Raw genomic sequence first — 15,995 nt, 5'->3', positions numbered from 1 at the left:
GGTTAATTCACTCTCGCAAAGTTAAACATGCCATTTTCCAAGTCAACATCCGTTTCAATGTAGAGCTGAAGCGGCATGGGCTGTGCCCACATGTCGGCCATTAGCTCGAAGGTGATGGCGTTGGCATTCATCTCGTCTCGATTGATTTTGGCTTTTAGTTTTATCGAGTTTGGCAATAGTCGAGATTCAAATTGACGAAACGATTTGACTAACGCGCGTTCAATTCGCAGCTCGTCAAAGCTTGATGTCGGGATACCTGCTAAATCTAAGATGCCGTAATTAAGCACTGAGCTTTGCACTTCTGGGTATCGACTCAAGTTTTCAACGGTTTCTAAATTTCGGGTATTAAGCAGCCAAGAGACATCGCGTTGTACTAGCTTTTTGAGTTGATTAATACTGATGATTCGGCGTTCTCGGCTTTCTGTCTGCTGGCTTGGCTCGTCGTCAGTCAGTCGGTCTAGTAGCGAAGGTTGCAACCTTTCCAAAGGCGATAATTCAGGCATTAGGTTTCCTGTTCAATACTTTTCTGGTCTGAGTTATGTTGCTCAAACGTGATCTCAGTGACTTGTGTGACTGGATATTCACCTTGATCTGTCAATAGTGTACGAAGGCCATTACCAATATAAAACTGTGGTAGCGGCTCTTGCCAATCAGTGACTTGGGCAAGTAAATACTGGTTGTTCTCAGCGCTGTACTCTTTACCTAAATGGCTATTTAAATTGGGGTAACGGGTTGGAATAAACGCAATCATTTCACCTAAACCAACAAGCGTAATATGGCAGGGTAGCCAAACCAGATCGCGCAAATCTTCAATTGGCTCAAACTTAATTTGCGTAATGCTTGATTGCGGCAGCCAGTAATACTTTCCGTTGATCATAATTTCCAAGATTGGCCCTAAACGGACGTCAGCATCAGCTAACCATTGAAAGGGTTCTCCATTAATCTTACCTGCAATGGCGGGCGCTTGCTCAGCTCCTTGCGCGATAGCTTGTTGGCTCTGCGACAATTGGTTAGTGCAATAATGTTGCAGGGCATTTACATAGTGTTCACACCAAGCAGGAGAGTTGCCGAAAATGGTTACTGTTTGCTGACCGGTGAATACTTGTTGCCTGGTTTGTTCAGCCTGAATAATTGACTGGTAAGTGTTTTTCATGGCTAAGGTTTGGTCACTTAGCTCAGCCAATGTTGTCAGTTGATCTAAGGCGCGATCCAATTGCGCTGTTAAACAAAACAACTGAAACAAACAAATGCGTAATTCAATATCATCAGGGGACTGTTTAAGTCGAGTAATAACCTCGGTTTGGCATTCGTGTAGTTTGCCAGCGCGCAGGTGTTCCTTTATCAAAGCTTGATAACTCATACGATGACAGTGCCTCTGGTGAAGGTTTATAGATGAAAATTAAAAATCAAAAACACAGAGCAAAAAAAGTAAATATATAGCGTTAAGTGATTGACGATAGACATCAGTGTCGCTGCAAGCAGCGACACATTTGCAACAACTATCCTTTATTTAAGCTCAGGTACATTAGCAGAAATATTCCAAGTGAACGGTTTCGCAGGCTCACCTGTACCGTCCATTTTCTGCTCAACATACTCGTATTTGACTTGTTCAAAATTCAAACTAACGCTCTCCGTTAGCCTGTCTTCTCCCCCAGAGCCACCTGTTTGCACACTGGTAACAATAATATTCGTCATGGTTATTTTGAGGTATTCCAGCGGGTCTTTACCCGCTTTTCTCACCACAAGTATGCCTTCTTCAATATGTTCACCTGAGGCACACCTGAGCAACAAGGCGTGGGAGGCGGAGTCTATGTATTTGACGAAGGAAATATCATTGACAGACACCTTGCCTGAGCCACCACCACCACCCATATGAGTGGTACCGCTTTGTGTCATGCCCCAACTCCACGACAATATATCGATTTCTTTTTCATGGGTGGAATCTTTTGATTCCCCGTCTATTTTTGTTAAATACAGGAAAATGTCGACAGCCATTTTTTCGCTCCTTAATAGTGTTAGCCAGTTTTAGCTGAAGGGAGTTTAGATACTAGGCGCAGTGATGCGGTTAACCCTTCTAACTGGTAATGAGGTCTTAAATAAAACTTCGCGTTGTAATAGCCCGGACTACCTTCTACGTCGTCTACAGTTACTTCTGCGGCAGCTAACGGGTGTTGTGCTTTGTATGTTTCCGATGAATTGGCAGGGTCACCATCAACATATTGCGTTACCCAACTTTGCAACCAGCGTTGCATATCGTCACGTTCTTTAAAGGAGCCCACTTTATCTCTGACAATACATTTGAGGTAGTGAGCGAAACGGCAAGACGCAAATAGGTAGGGAAGACGGGCAGCCAGTGCAGCGTTGGCCGTCGCGTCAGGGTCATCATACTCTTGCGGTTTTTGAATGGTTTGTGCACCAATAAATGCCGCCAAATCAGTATTCTTTTTATGGACGAGTGGCATCATGCCAATTTTCGATAATTCAGCTTCACGGCGATCACTAATGGCGATTTCTGTGGGGCATTTCATATCGACGCCACCATCGTCACTTGGGAAGGTGTGAACCGGTAAGCCCTCAACAACACCGCCCGATTCAATACCGCGAATACGCGAGCACCAGCCGTAATTTTTGAACGAGCGATTAATGTTGACCGCCATTGAATACGCGGCGTTCATCCAAGTGTATTTACTGGAGTCAGCACTGCCGGTTTGTTCCTCAAAATCGAATTCTTCAACCGGTTCGGTTTGGGCGCCATACGGCAGGCGCGCGAGTGTACGTGGCATGGTTAAGGCGATGTATTTCGCGTCGTCAGATTCTCGCAGTGAATTGTAGGAAGCATAATCTGGCGTCGACATCACTTTCGTGAGATCTCTAGGATTGGTCAGCTCTCCCCAAGAATCCATTTGCAGCATGGCGGGGCTTGCTGCTGAAATAAATGGCGCATGACACGCTGCACTAATTCTTGACATGTTAGCCAGCAGCTTGACGTCTGCTGGGCTGTTATCAAAATAATAATCGCCAACAATACAGCCGAACGGTTCACCGCCAAATTGCCCGTATTCTTCTTCGTAAAACTTTTTAAATACAGGGCTTTGATCCCACGCCGTGCCAGCAAATTTCTTGAGGTTTTTGCCAAGCTCGTTCTTGTTGATGTCCATCACCCGAATTTTCAAAAATTCGTCAGTTTCGGTGTTGTTTACCAAGTGGTGAAGTCCTCGCCATGTGCCTTCAAGTTTTTGCAGGTCATCGTGGTGCAGCACTTCATTTAACTGCTCAGACATTTTCTTATCAATTTCACCAATAATGGCTTCAATTGAATGCACGGTATCTTCTGAAATGAAACTGGTGTCTTTTAAAACAAATTCTGCCAAGGTCTGTACTGCGTTTTCTACTTCGTCTTTTGCTCGGTCCGATTTGGGCTTGAATTCTTTTTGTAACAATGCCGAAAAGGAGTCGCTCGTCAGTTCTTCAACCGCGCCTTCGGCAGCTTCTTTTGCTACTTCGTCACTCATGGTTTATTCCTCTTCTTCCGGTTTGGGCGCAGCAATTAACGACTCAAGTAATGCTGGGTCTGCAATCGCTTTTTTAATGAGTTCTTCTGCACCTTCTTTGCCATCCATATAGGTGATCAAATTTGCCAGTTGTTGACGCGCTTTTAGTAGGTCTTTTAGCCCGTCAACTTGGCCTGCAATAGCCGCAGGTGAAAAGTCATCCATACTCTCAAACGAAACATCAACATTGAGCTGTCCTTCGCCGGTCATGGTGTTGGGCACTTTGAAGTTAGCTCGCGGTTTAACGGCTTTCATTCGATCGTCAAAGTTGTCGACATCAACCTCTAACGCCTTGCGTTCAGAGATAGATGGTAAGGGCGTTTCAGGGTTGCCACTGAGATCGGCCATTACCCCCATTACAAAAGGTATTTGTACTTTTTTTTCTGCACCGTAAAGTTCTACGTCGTATTCGATTTGAACACGGGGTGCTCTATTTCTACCGATAAACTTCTGACCACTATCTGCCATAGTGTTCTCCTTTTTTTCAATAACTGACTACCTGATCGGTTAGTCAATACCCGATAGTTTTTTTACTTGCTCAGCACCATCTGGCGCTAGGTCTTCTATGATTTCCAGAAAGTCTTTATGGACGAGTTGTTTCGCTCTATTGAGTAGCAAAGGAACGGGGCTTGAAGGTTCGTGTTTGCGAAAGTAATCACAGATTTTGTCCAGTGCTTTTTCAACATCTGCTCGCCCTTGTATTTCCCCTGTCACGGCAGCAGCCTCCGCGTTTGCTAGCGCGCTTGTTGATGGCTCTCCGCCGTCAGCAAGCTCTTGCGCTTGCTCATGACTATTTTCATTATTATCAATACTGTCTGAATACTGATTAAATGCAGATTGCATCTTGCGCAGTAAATCGGTAATCGGCGCAAAATTAACCCCTTGGCCAACACCCACTTTTTCTTCTAGATGGCTGTGTAAATCGGCCAGCGAATCACTGCATAGCTGCACTTGGCTGTTGAGTAGCTGCAGGGCTTCTTGATCGGTATCTTTGAAAATGGCGGCCAGCTGTTGCTCTGTGAGCTCACGGTCATTTGGCGCCGTTGAGAATCCTTGGACAATTTCGATGTCTAACAGTGAGATTGCGCCAAAGACCTTAGAGCTCGCTAATGCTGTTTGGCGCAGTGGCTTGATGGTTTTGTCGGTGTGCAACAAGTTACCTAGTGCAGAGATACGCTCGGTGGCATCACCATCATCAGGGTCTAATTCGGGAAAGAGCTCTTGCCAATAGTTAGTGACGACTTGAGATAAGCCGCGAATACAGTCACTAAAAGCGCTCAAACCTCGCGTGTTTAAGGCGATTTGCGACAGGAGAACGATGATATTAATGTCTTTTGATTGCTCTAAATAGGCTAGGGTATTGGTTTCTAATTCACGCCAATTAGGCGGTTCGGCTGGAATGGTCTTTTGACCGTCGTAACGTTCAGGAGTCCCCTCTGCTTTGAAAAATAACGCTTCTAAACCATGATCATCTTCTAAAGAAATTCCACAGGGTGAGGATTCTTCAATAGAGCGCGTTACTGCCGAATAGTAATCCATATTCTCTCGCAATGTTTACGAGGGTTATGCGACGCCTACAGCAAATTTGCTGAATGCTAAGCAATTCACGCTAAAGCAACCACGAGATTGATTTTAAAATAGGTTGTTGTATTAACTACGTAAGGATAGAACAAAATATAGACATTGCAATGCTTTGCATACAATATCTAAATAGCTGGTAAACCAGCGGTGTAACGCCGTTTCTTAGCAAGTTTAGTGATACTTATCGCCATTATGCGATGGTTTTACATTTAAGTGCCGCTGGCTATTCTTTTTCATTGACTTACTGGTAGCACTCAAGCTGAACTTAGTGAACTTCAAGCTAGCGTAAATATAACTTTGTGCTAGATTTTTTAAAGATGTATCACGTGCTGCTGCTCAGATAAGAAACTTTGAATTACTTACCGATTAGGTCTGGCGGCGACAAAAACTTATATGTCAATCAGAGGTGCCTGAACTGGAACTCGCTATGGCAGTATCTCTTGAATTTAGTGTCATTAACACGGCAGCCGAAACCGCTACCGAGCCCATGCTGTTTGCATTTGGTGCCAATGGCGGTTCAATTGGGCGCGCCGATACCAATGATTGTGTGTTGATCGATCACAACCGTCTTATCTCTGGTAATCATGCCCGTGTCGACTTCGAACAAGGCCAATTCTATTTGACGGATACCAGTACCAATGGCTGCTGGCTCAAAGGGCAGGCTGCGCCTATTGGTAAGGGCAACAGAGTGTGTATTTCTGGTGGTGAAGTGGTTGTTATTGGTCACTACGAGTTTTGTTTTCATACCCCAGATACGTTGGCCAGTGCTGCGGGGACAGATGATCTGCTTAATCAAATCAGTGGCGACGATCCAATGGCGTCACTTGATTTCCCGCTGGACGAGCCAAGTCCAACAAGTAATACGCCTGTCGATTATAACGTGAACGTGTCAAGCCCATCAGAGGTGGGGCTGGGCGAGCAGGCAGAAGGCATCTCACCTGCAAGTATATTAGATGAGTTAGATTTAGCTCAGCCTAAGCATGGTAAACATGATAAGCATGGCATTGACGACAAGCAGGCCAATATGCCGATAAGCGACTTACCGTTAAGTGATGGCGCAGAGCAAGCATTGGATGGTTATTTTGAACCTGCTAAACCCAGTAATGAGCGCATTCCCACAGACTGGAATATTTCCTTACTGACCAAAGATAAAGAGGCTGCAACTAAACCTGCAACTGAGCCAGCGAGCAATCAGCCGCCCCCAATACCTGACTTTCAAGCAGATAACCAAGCTAGCAACCCTGTTAATGAACCAAATCCGTGGCAAAAAACTGATAATGCCCCCCTTCAATCTGATGCCAAGTCGCAAGTAAAGCCTTCAACAGAAGACCACAAACGCAGTCAATCTGAACCAGCGTTTACGACACTTTATAGCGGCTTAGAGTTAGCTAACGAATTGAGATCGCAAGTGGACGAGCAAGCATTTGTGGAAGATTCGGCAGAGATAATAAAAGAAGCCGTTACTGGCATTATGGGGCTGCTTAAAGGGCGCACGGTATTTAAAGAAGAATCACGCTTAGCATTAACGGCCATCAAACCACGCTCCAATAACCCACTAAAATTTTCTATTGATGCGCAAGAAGCGCTGGAAACCTTACTGGTTCGTAAAAAAACGGCCTATTTAGGAGCAAGTGAGGCCATTAGTGAGGCATGCCATGATGTTCAAGTACACCAACTCGCGTTTCTGGCTGGTTTACAAGCGGCGCTGCAAAGTGTGTTAACAAGCTTGTCGCCAGAGGTGATTAAGGAAAAGACAAAATCGCCCAATAACAAGCTGTTAAATATTATGCCATCGGCGCGCTATTGGGAGACGTTTCAAACAGAGCACCAAAAGCTCAGCAAGGCAATTAACGAGAATCTGCAAGATATTTTAGGCAAAGAGTTTGCCGAGGCGTACCAGCGACAAGTTTCAAATTTAAAACAGGACAAATAAGGGGAAACCGTTATGACAGGGAGCCAGCTATTGCAATCTTGTTGGCGGTATGGGGTGATTGCCAGCCTTTTATGTATCACCAGCTGCGCCAGCGAACCGGATCGGGAAGTTTCCTTTTCATATCGCATTACTGCCGCATCTGATATTAACCCGAGTGTGTCGCAATCTCCGTCGCCTGTTGCCATTAAAGTAATGCAGCTTAGCAGTAACACCAATTTTAACAAGGCGGATTTCAATGAGCTACTGGGCGCGCACGAACGTTCACTGGGTACCGAGTTAATTCAAGTTAATCAATACCTGATTCAGCCAGGTAGCGATCAGGAAATTGAGTTAGCGATTTCAAAAAGCGCCAAACACATCGGCGTTGTTGCCGGTTTTCGGGATATTGAAAACGCCTCATGGCGATCCATCGTTGATGTGCCTGAAAAGGGCTGGCTCAGTTTCGGCCAAGGTGAACTCATCATTCTGGTGAACAAGCTGAGCATTCGCGTGTTGATAGAGGAGTAGGGAAGATTTATGTCTAGTCAAAAGCGCGTGGTTTGGAGTGAAGGCATGTTGCTTTTACCGCAGCACTTTCAGCAGCAAACCCGCTACCTTGAGCACCAAATACACGCGACTAGCCTGTTGATTGATCATGTGGCTTGGGGAGTTGAGCACATTGAATTTGATGCGGCGCTATTGCAAACGGGCAAAATTAGTATGCTCAGCGGCGATGGCATTTTTCCCGATGGCAGCTACTTCAATGTGCCAAGCCATACACCACTGCCAGATGCCTTGGATGTGGTTGATAGTGATCGCGGGCAGATCATTTATTTGTGCCTGAATATCTTTAAACCCAATAACAGTGAGATTAATCGAGACAGCAGTAAAGCTAAACGTTACCGCTACTTGCTGGAAGAGTGTGAAGTGCGCGATATTGCCAGTGAGGCATCAGAGCGAGAATACATCGAAGTGGCGGGGCTAAACTTAACCTTGCTAAAAGAAAGCGATGACCGAGCCGAGTTTATTTGTATCCCTGTGACCCGCATTAACGACGTGAAAAGTAATGGCGAAGTAGAGCTTGATGGCGACTTTGTCGCATCCACTTTAAATGTCAAAAACCTCTGTAAGCTAAGCAGCTTTTTATTTGAATTAGAAAGCATGGCGCAGCATCGAGCAGAAGCCTTGGCCGCACGTGTCGCTGTTGAGGGCAAAGCGGCTGCAGCTGAGGTCACTGATTTTCTGATGCTGCAAACCATTAACCGCTATTTACCAGTGCTTAAACACTATGTGCAATGCGCTCGCCTTTCGCCCTATGAACTTTACATGGTTTTGGTGGAGATGGTGGGGGAGTTATCAACGTTTACGCAGGCGAATCGCAAGTGTGTTGACACACCCGCGTATCAGCAAGCGGCACTTACTCAAGTGTTTACCCCGCTAATTGAGCAGCTCAAACGCTCTTTCAGTTCCGTATTGGAGCAGAAAGCCGTCAGTATTCCGTTGCAGGAGCGCAGCTATGGTGTCAACGTTGGCGTTATTACAGACAAAAGTTTACTGGCCAATGCGTCATTTGTTTTGGTCGTTAGTGCTGATATCGCGATTGACGAGCTTAAAAAGTACTTTGTGTCGCAAGTGAAAATTGGCTCGGTTGATCAAATTCGCGAGTTGGTCAATGTGCAGTTACCCGGCATACAGGTTTCCAGCTTAGCGGTGGCGCCGCGTCAAATTCCCTATCAACGCGCCAGCGCTTATTTCGAGTTAGTACAACAAGGAGAGTATTGGCAGGCACTTGCTGCATCAGGTGGCATTGCTATCCATGTGGGCGGCAATTTCCCCGGTTTAAAACTCGAACTTTGGGCGATCAGAGAGAGCTAGCAATGGCTGACGATGGCAATAAAACAATAATTATGCCCAACCCCGGCGGTCGGAGGCGCCCAGCCCCGGGCAATGGCTTTGGACAGAGCCAACCGGATAACATTCATCCTGCACCTGGCGAGCAATCGCCGCTTGGTCACCAACCTTCACACCTAACGCCAAGCAGTCAACAACACCCAGCCGCTCATCATGTTCACGACTTAACGTTTGGTAGCTTACCCAATACTTACCTCGCCAATGCGAATGATATTTTAGTGTTTGTTGGCAATTTAAATTGTGTTGAGCCAATGGCTGACGTGACATCCATTAGGCGCGAAGTGGAAAGTTTATTTACGGGCTTTGAATCAAATTTAACGGCGCTCGGCTATCCCGCCGACAAAATTGTCCTCGCCCGTTATATGCTGTGTTGTTTAGTGGACGAACTGGTGTTAAATACCCCATGGGGAAGCCAAAGTAGTTGGTCACAGCAGACCTTGTTAAGTAAGTATCACAACGAAACGTGGGGCGGCGAAAAGTTTTTCCTAATTCTTGATAAATTACAAGCAAACCTTAGCCAGAACATCGCGCTTATCGAGCTTGCCTACGTCTGCTTGGCAACCGGGTTTTGTGGTAAATATCGATTAGCAAAAGATGAAGGGGCGGGGCTGTTTGCCGTACAACAAAAGCTAGCGCGAATATTAGAGCAGTATTACCCACAAGCAGACACTGAGCTGTCGCCTCAGTGGCGGGGCATAGGTAGGGGCAATGAGGCGAGCAAAATCAGCACATCCCCTTGGCTGTGGGCATCGATTTTACTGCTGATATTGAGCGCTACTTATCTGTTTTTGTTCTTCGACCTACGCAAGCAAACTGAGCCTGTTTACCAAATGTTAGCGAAAGTTGGCTGGCAAGATATTATTGACCAAGAGCTGATGAATTATAATCAGCCGACTTCTGCAGACACTGGTAAAACGCCAATCAATTTAAGTGCGCTATTGCGCGCTGATATTAATGCCCAAAAAGTCATGCTTGGCGAGCAAGATGGTTTTGCTGTCATTCACTTAGTGCACCCAGCCTTGTTTGCCAGTGGCAGCACTGTTCCTGCGGCTGAAAGCTTGCCAAGCACATCGGCAATTGCACAACTGTTAACCGAGTTCCAAGGCCGACTGTTAATCGTCGGACACACAGATTCGACCGGCAAGGCTGAATCTAACTGGGTCATTTCATTAAAACGCGCCAATGCTGTCAAAGATTGGTTAGCTGGCGTCAATCCTCAGCCGGGGCGTTACATTGCGCGTGGCGTGGCCGACACGCAACCACTCAAGCCCAACGATAGCGCAGAGAACCGGCAATTAAACCGTCGAGTAGACATAGTGCTACTTGCCAAAGGGGCGAACTAATGGCAGCGATTAAACGGCTATTTGCTCAGCCTTGGTTTATGCCATTGGTGTTCTTTATCGTGTTTGCTTTGCTGGTGCTTTTGTTAGGGCACTATTTCGCATTTGCCGACTGGCGGCCTTTTGCCACTTACCCGCATAAATTGTTTTTTATCTCACTGGTGTTGTTGGTCTGGCTGTTGTTTGCATTCTATCGCTACACCAAAAGACAGCGACAAAATGAAGCGTTATCACAAGAACTACAAGAGCAGTCGCAACTCGCACAAGAAAAATCAGCGGAAGCGGCGGCGTTAAAGGAAAAGTTTGAACAGGCCGTTGCCGTGCTCAAGCGCAATTCTAGTGGTAACCGATCACTGGCGGAGTTGCCTTGGTACATGATTATTGGCTCGCCGGGATCGGGCAAAACCACGCTGCTGTCAAACTCTGGTCTTGAGTTTCCATTAGCGCAGCAATTTGGTAATCAATCCGTTAAAGGCATTGGCGGCACTAAAAATTGCGACTGGTGGTTTACGCAAGATGCGGTATTGCTTGATACCGCTGGCCGTTACACCAGCCAAGAAAGCAACACCCAAGTCGACAGTGCCGCATGGCAAAAATTTCTGAGTTTAATTAGTAAATATCGGAAAAAGCCGGTTAATGGCATTTTGTTATCGTTTAGCATGGAAGAGCTGCTAACGGGCAGCAACCACGCCATTGCCCAACTAATAAGCCAAGCAAAACAGCGCATTAATGAGTTAAATGAGTGCTTCAATGTGGTCTTTCCGGTGTACGTGATGTTGACCAAAAGCGATAAAATACCGGGCTTTACCACTTACTTTGAAATGTTCGGTTATCGCGAACGAGAGCAGGTTTTTGGCATTACTTTTGACGAAAAGCAAGGGGCAAATTCCAATGGCATTGACGGCTTTAAAGCGAGTTTTAGTCAGTTAGTCAGGTCAATTACGCAACGACAATGGCGGCGAATTGAGCTAGAGCGAGATCCAAGTCGCAAAGCCTTGGTATACCAGTTTAGCCATCAAATTGCCGGGCTTGAAAGCCTGCTCTCGCAAATTGTCAGTGAGTTATCGACCAGTGATCACTATTACCGAGCCAGTAAAGTAAGAGGCATTTACTTTACCAGTGGCACTCAGCATGGTGCTGCGATAGATAAACTGTTGTCTTCGGTCGCGCAAAGTATTGGGTTAAGTGCAAGGCCAAGCTTGGGGTTTACTGCTGAGCCTAGAAGCTATTTTATCAAAGACTTACTCCAGCAGGTTGTTTTTCCAGAAGCAAACGAATTTGGCGTTGAAGCGCGCTTTGAGCGCCGTAAACGGATAATGCTCAGAGTGGGCTATCTAAGCGTGTTAATCGCCAGTAGCTTACTACTGATGGGATGGCTTTACAGTCACAATCACAGTCAAAATGTTATCGCAAAAACAGAGCAAGAGCTCACGTATTGGCAAGCCCAATACGCTCCAGAGAATGTAAATAGCGACAAATACAAACGTTTACCAGGCGCCTTAGCACCGCTAAACCATATCGCCAAATCTCTCGATGAATTAGAAAATGTGCGCGCCAGCGGCATTGGTTATTTAGGGCTAGGAGTCGCAGGAAGCTTGCGTGATTCGCTCACCGAAAGCTATCAGCGAATGTTAGAGCTAATCCTATTTCCGGCTGTTAAAGCGACGCTTGAAAGCCAATTGGCGAATCGCAATGCCGATACCGAGCTGCTGTTTCAGGGGCTAAAGGCCTATTTGATGCTCAATGACACCGAGCGGCGTAACCCCGAGTTTTTATCCGATTGGTTATCCGTTGCTTGGTCGTTGCAATATCGACTTTCCGGTGCGCAAAGTGAGCAACTTGCCAAACACTTTTCTTACTATATTAATGATGGCTTGCGCACCGCTGAGCTTGATCAGCAGCTAATTAGTGCCACGCGCAGAAAACTCAATCAACGCCCTGTTGCTGAGCTGTATTATTATCAGTTCAAGCAAAGCTACATTCATGATACCCGCTTAGTGTTAGGCATGGCAGATCTCGCTGGTGCGCAATGGGAGCAGTTTTTTACTGTCAGAGGTGCTCAAAATGGTGCGAAAAAAGTTCAGTTAAATGCGCTTTATACCGCTGAATTTTTCAATAAAGTGAGTACCCAAGAGCTAGCCAAGTACATTGCGACCACCGCACAAGACAACTGGGTGTTGGGAGAGCAAGTGCAAATGCCTTCGCCAATCGTATTGCGCAATGAAATGCTGAGCCATTATGCCCGTGACTTTGTTGATAACTGGCGTGGCTTGTTAAGTCAGTTAAATGTTCGCTCGTTTGCCACCTTGGACGACGCCATTAATACCTTGGAAAATGCCAGCGGTGAAAACTCGTCGTTACTTTATTTCCTGCAAACGCTGCTCGTTAGCACGGATGTTAAAGACGAAAATTTAGTTAAGCAATTAGCAGCGCAAGGCGTTAAATCGCAAAGTACAATTGGGCGGATATTGTCTGCGCGAAGTCGCGATAATAATGAAGCGGTTAACTCGCCGACACAAAGTATTGATAGGGCTTTTCGTGGGATTCGGCGATTAAGGAACGCAGATTCACAAGCGGCGTTTGAAGATCGGCTACTGACGCGCCTTTCCGCACTTTATGTTCATTTTAACGACCTCAAGGCGATTGGCAGTGCAAGCGACTATCAAGAATTAGAGCAAAACATGAAGCCAGTCATTGCGCTCAAAACATTTGCCGCGCGCCAACCTACGCCCATTAAACGCTGGCTGCAAGAATTGGCGAAAAACGCTGAAAGTGTTCTACAAAAAGGCACCAGAGCTGACATCGCTCAAATTTGGCTAGCTGAGTATTTGACGACGTGTCAGGCAATTACGCAGTCTCGTTTTCCTTTTACTCCAACCGCTTCACAAGATGTGTTACTCAGCGACTTTAATCGTTTATTCGGGGCTCAAGGTATTTTACAACAGTATTACGAGCAACATTTGCAAGTCTTGGTTAATAATGCCAGCTATCCGTGGAGATGGCGCTCCAACATCCCAATGGGCATGCGTTACGGCGAGCAAGTGCTCCGGTTCTTTGAGCGTGTCGCGAAAATTCAAGAAAGTTACTTTGCGCAGGATAAAGATAACGCGTCAGTGCAATTGATGTTCAGGCCAGCAGAGCTTGATGCAAGACTGTCGCAAGTTAGTTTAAATGTGTCAGGACAAAAACTAGCGTATCAATTTGGCCCACAAATAAATGAGCTAATTGTTTGGCCGTCACAGCAAGTTGTTGAACAAATAATGCTGTCATTCAAGCGGGCAGATGGCAGTGATTTGATCGACCGAGACGAGGGGCCTTTTGCGTTTTTTAGGTTAATCAACAAACATCAGCTGCGCACGATAGATGCTAACCGCGTAAGCGTAAATTTTGCGATTGACGGCTTTGAAGCTGTGTATGACATCAGCTCTCCTTATGCTCCCAATCCGTTCGTGAATGCGCCATTAGCGGGATTTCGTTGCTTGGAGTCGTTCCAATGATGATTAAGCGCATCGGTTTTTATGGCAAGCTGCCCAGTTATGGCGATTTTATTACACGTAACGTTGCCCCTGAGCTGATTGACAAGTGGGACAACTGGCTTAGCCAGTCGCTCGAATGTGCCCAATTACAGTTGAAAGAGCAATGGCACCAGCGATATTTAAATGCGCCCGTTTGGCGATTTTTGTTGCCTAATGACGATGACCAAAGTGTTGTGACACTGGGTATGATGATGCCAAGTACCGATAAAGTTGGGCGAATATACTCGTTTGCGATTTTTCTTCAAGCAGAGCTGCCAAGCAACGTATTTGGGCTAGTGGTGCAGTTAAATCGTTATTTTGAGCAGTTAGAAGATTTCGCCATTTCACTGCTTGATGTTGAGGAACTTGACCTTGATGAAGTGCAAACAGAGTTAGAGCACAGTAGTCAAAAACAAAGTGTAAAAACAGCGCTGTTAACAACGAATGAGCTACCCATATGTGAAGGAGAAATTGTTGCCGTCAGATTAAGTGAAGTGTCTGCTTTAGCGGGAGAATTGGCAGGCCTAATCGAGCCACTAATTTATACCCATACCGCTTGCTACAGTGCTTGGTGGACAAGCGGCAGTCAAACGCGATGTCCACAGCTAAGAATATTTAGTCAGTTGCCAGCGCCTCATTGTTTCGACACTTTCTTAGAAGCGGAGCAAGTCAGTTGATTCAACGTTGGCAGAGTCTTGCAATCAGTGAAACTGGCTTGGTTCGCGCTGAGAATCAAGACAACTTTTTCATTAATGATGAAACGCAGCTGTGGTTAGTTGCCGATGGCATGGGGGGGGGAGAAAGTGGTGCACTGGCGAGTAAGATGATCGTTGATGCCTTTGAAAGTGTTGAAGTGGCAGAGTCACTGGCAACGTTATTTAACCAACTAGAGCGCGTTCTTCAAACGGTGAGTCGCGATATTTTTCACTATGCTGAAACAGAGTTGGCTGGAAAATCAATGGGTTCAACAGTCGTACTACTCTGTAAATGGCGCAATTTAGGTGTGCTGATTTGGGCTGGAGACTCCCGTTGCTATGGTTATTCACATGGTAACTTTGAGAGCTTAACTTGGGATCACAACCAAGCAACAGAGCTGATGAAAATGGGCAAACTGACTCAGGATGAATACGCACAGTTACCCCGAACTAATATTATTACGCGGGCTGTAGGCGCTCACCAAAATTTATATATCGATTGTAAGTTGCTGGACTTATCGCACTTTCAGCGTTTGATGTTGTGCAGCGATGGCATTTCCAGCGAAGTAACTGATGACCAGTTATCTGAATTATTTCGCAGCGAATCTAATCCCGAGAAGATGTTAAGCACCATAAGCGAAATGACCTTGGCTGCTGGCGCAAAAGATAACTTTACCTGTGTGCTGCTGAGTGCTCAGGGAGTTCCATATAAACCGTTAAAAGTAGAGCAATTAACGCGTTGGAATAGCGATTTGGAGGCGACAAGTTTCGCGTATTATCTGGGCGATATCGATGACCGCCAGTATCACAGTCAGCTGCAGGATATATTGGAAGAAGTAGATGACAGTATCCCTAACCCGCACAAAGAGCCGACGTTGCGTATCAGTCAAGCGGTTGCTACAGAGCAGCCTTTAGAGGGGGATATTAGTCCAGCGCCAAGAGCCAACCGAGCCTTTTTATCGGTAATTTTAGCGATAATCTTGATACTGATTTTTACTGGTTTTCAACTTATTTGATTAAAGCTAAGGCTTGCTTATTTTATTTTAATTAGGCTCTAAGTTGGCTCTGAGTTGTTTGGCGGTATCAATAAAAGTCGTCAGTTGTGAGTGTGGTACATCGACCAGCATTTTTTCAAAGACTTCTTTTTCTGCTTGTTTGAAAGCCTCCATTATCACTAACCCCGCAGGAGTGAGCACTAACAACTGGCTTCTTTTGTCCTCAAGATTGTCTTTTTTAACGACTAGCTTTTGGCTTACTAATGCCTTAATTAAGCGATTGATTTGTGCTTTATCTCGCCCCATCACAGCGGCGAGCTTTTGCCCTGTGCAATGCTCAATGTTGCTAATAACTGTTAATGATTTTAAGTGCATTGGGGTTAAATCCACATTTAACATTTTGACTTTATGCAAAATGTTACTGCGCACTGTATGTATCAAGTCAAAGAGCGATTCGCCCAATTCCATAACTTTTCCAAAATGCATCAATTTGTA

14 protein-coding genes are annotated in these 15,995 nt (G+C 45.7%); 7 read left to right on the top strand and 7 right to left on the bottom strand.

Annotated elements, in window-relative coordinates; translation table 11 throughout:
* Positions 1-2: 2 nt before the first annotated feature.
* The 6 genes from tssE to tssA all read right to left on the bottom strand — a co-directional run bounded on the left by tssE (position 3) and on the right by tssA (position 5,090).
* Positions 3-503 (bottom strand): type VI secretion system baseplate subunit TssE, encoded by a 501-nt coding sequence (gene tssE / locus DXX93_RS14715; RefSeq protein WP_116008754.1) that lies wholly within the window; start codon positions 501-503, stop codon positions 3-5.
* The gene (locus DXX93_RS14710) at positions 503-1,360 is read right to left on the bottom strand and encodes a type VI secretion system accessory protein TagJ (protein WP_116008753.1); all 858 of its coding nucleotides are present in this window, start codon (positions 1,358-1,360) and stop codon (positions 503-505) included. The genes tssE and DXX93_RS14710 overlap by 1 nt, the downstream gene beginning before the upstream one ends.
* A gap of 146 nt (positions 1,361-1,506) precedes the next feature.
* Complete coding sequence (locus tag DXX93_RS14705) at positions 1,507-1,995, bottom strand: Hcp family type VI secretion system effector (RefSeq protein ID WP_116008752.1); 489 nt, start codon at positions 1,993-1,995, stop codon at positions 1,507-1,509.
* Positions 1,996-2,015: 20 nt separating this feature from the next.
* Complete coding sequence (tssC, locus tag DXX93_RS14700; RefSeq protein ID WP_116008751.1) at positions 2,016-3,512, bottom strand: type VI secretion system contractile sheath large subunit; 1,497 nt, start codon at positions 3,510-3,512, stop codon at positions 2,016-2,018.
* A gap of 3 nt (positions 3,513-3,515) precedes the next feature.
* Positions 3,516-4,019 (bottom strand): type VI secretion system contractile sheath small subunit, encoded by a 504-nt coding sequence (gene tssB, locus DXX93_RS14695; protein WP_116008750.1) that lies wholly within the window; start codon positions 4,017-4,019, stop codon positions 3,516-3,518.
* 39 nt (positions 4,020-4,058) lie between these two features.
* On the bottom strand, positions 4,059-5,090 hold the full coding sequence (tssA, locus tag DXX93_RS14690) for a type VI secretion system protein TssA (protein WP_116008749.1): 1,032 nt from the start codon (positions 5,088-5,090) through the stop codon (positions 4,059-4,061).
* 469 nt (positions 5,091-5,559) lie between these two features.
* On the opposite strand from tssA, the gene tagH reads away from it, so the two are divergent.
* Genes tagH through DXX93_RS14655 form a run of 7 tightly spaced genes read left to right on the top strand, consistent with a single transcriptional unit; the run spans position 5,560 to position 15,521 of the window.
* The gene (gene tagH / locus DXX93_RS14685; protein WP_116008748.1) at positions 5,560-7,065 is read left to right on the top strand and encodes a type VI secretion system-associated FHA domain protein TagH; all 1,506 of its coding nucleotides are present in this window, start codon (positions 5,560-5,562) and stop codon (positions 7,063-7,065) included.
* Between the two features lie 12 nt (positions 7,066-7,077).
* The gene (gene tssJ / locus DXX93_RS14680) at positions 7,078-7,572 is read left to right on the top strand and encodes a type VI secretion system lipoprotein TssJ (protein WP_116008747.1); all 495 of its coding nucleotides are present in this window, start codon (positions 7,078-7,080) and stop codon (positions 7,570-7,572) included.
* 9 nt (positions 7,573-7,581) lie between these two features.
* Entirely contained in the window at positions 7,582-8,919 is a 1,338-nt protein-coding gene (gene tssK, locus DXX93_RS14675) for a type VI secretion system baseplate subunit TssK (RefSeq protein WP_116008746.1), read from the top strand.
* A 2-nt stretch (positions 8,920-8,921) separates the two neighbouring features.
* A complete protein-coding gene (icmH, locus tag DXX93_RS14670) occupies positions 8,922-10,298 on the top strand; it encodes a type IVB secretion system protein IcmH/DotU (protein WP_116008745.1) in 1,377 nt (458 codons plus the stop codon).
* Positions 10,298-13,792: a type VI secretion system membrane subunit TssM gene (gene tssM / locus DXX93_RS14665; protein WP_116008744.1), complete on the top strand. Its 3,495-nt coding sequence runs from the start codon at positions 10,298-10,300 to the stop codon at positions 13,790-13,792. Before icmH ends, tssM begins: the two co-directional genes overlap by 1 nt.
* Positions 13,789-14,487, top strand: a complete 699-nt coding sequence (gene tagF, locus DXX93_RS14660; RefSeq protein WP_116008743.1) for a type VI secretion system-associated protein TagF — start codon at positions 13,789-13,791, stop codon at positions 14,485-14,487. The genes tssM and tagF overlap by 4 nt, the downstream gene beginning before the upstream one ends.
* Positions 14,484-15,521: a PP2C family protein-serine/threonine phosphatase gene (locus tag DXX93_RS14655; RefSeq protein WP_181902231.1), complete on the top strand. Its 1,038-nt coding sequence runs from the start codon at positions 14,484-14,486 to the stop codon at positions 15,519-15,521. The genes tagF and DXX93_RS14655 overlap by 4 nt, the downstream gene beginning before the upstream one ends.
* Before the next feature lie 27 nt (positions 15,522-15,548).
* On the opposite strand, the gene DXX93_RS14650 is transcribed toward DXX93_RS14655, so the two are convergent.
* Entirely contained in the window at positions 15,549-15,968 is a 420-nt protein-coding gene (locus tag DXX93_RS14650) for a MarR family winged helix-turn-helix transcriptional regulator (RefSeq protein WP_181902230.1), read from the bottom strand.
* Between the last annotated feature and the right edge of the window lie 27 nt (positions 15,969-15,995).

Origin of the sequence: Thalassotalea euphylliae (assembly GCF_003390335.1) — a bacterium.
Classification (GTDB): Bacteria; Pseudomonadota; Gammaproteobacteria; order Enterobacterales; family Alteromonadaceae; genus Thalassotalea_F; species Thalassotalea_F euphylliae_B.
This window is presented reverse-complemented; position numbering and strand designations above follow the sequence as displayed.